The sequence below is a fragment of the Bradyrhizobium sp. SRL28 genome (assembly GCF_018596315.1).
In the GTDB taxonomy this organism is placed as follows: domain Bacteria; phylum Pseudomonadota; class Alphaproteobacteria; order Rhizobiales; family Xanthobacteraceae; genus Bradyrhizobium.
The window spans coordinates 1-818 of sequence record NZ_JAHEAG010000179.1 but is presented as its reverse complement, the minus strand read 5'-3'; the positions used below and the strand labels follow the sequence as shown (position 1 = coordinate 818).

Genomic DNA, 818 nt, shown 5'->3' with positions numbered 1-818 from the left:
TGCTGGTCGCGACCGCATGCGCCAAGCCGCCCGCCGGCCGCAAACGCTGGACGCTGACGCTGCTGGCCGACACGATGGTCAAGCTCACCGATCACGATAGCCTGTCGGGCGAGACCGTGCGTCGCCGGCTGGCCGAGAACGACTTCAAGCCATGGCGCAGGGACATGTGGTGCATTCCCCATGTCGACGGCGAATACGTTGCCCGCATGGAGAACGTGCTCGACCTCTATTCCGAGGCGCCGGATCCCGAGCGGCCGCTGGTCTGCTTCGACGAGACCCCCGTCCAGCTCATCGGCGAGGTGCGTCAGCCGATCCCGGCCAGGCCCGGACAGCGCGAGCGCTACGATTACGAGTACCGCCGCAACGGCACCGTCAATCTCTTCGTCACCTTCGATCCGCATCGCGGCTGGCGCAACGTCAAGATAACAGACCGCCGCGCCGCCTTGGACTACGCCCACTGCATGCGTGAACTCGTCGACGTCCATTATCCCGATGCCGCCTGTATCCGTGTCGTGCAGGACAATCTGTCGATCCACACCGCCGGCGCGCTGTATCAAGCATTTGCGCCCGCCGAGGCCCGTCGCATCCTGCGTCGCCTCGAATTCCACTACACATCGAAACACGCCAGTTGGCTCAACATGGTCGAGTGCGAGATCAGCGTGCTGCAGCGCCAGTGTCTCGGCCGCCGCATCGACGACCCCAAACGGCTCCGAAAAGAGATCGCAGCATGGCAACGGCAGCGAAACAAAGCACGAGACCGCATCAAATGGATGTTCACAACCGACAAAGCCCGCGCCAAACTCGGCCGCGCATATCCA

Annotated in this window: 1 protein-coding gene; it reads left to right on the top strand. The window is 63.7% G+C overall.

Annotation, left to right across the window (positions count from 1 at the left end; all coding sequences use genetic code 11):
• Positions 1-818: IS630 family transposase (locus KIP88_RS45875; protein ID WP_214494633.1), on the top strand; the 818-nt coding region annotated here is incomplete at both ends.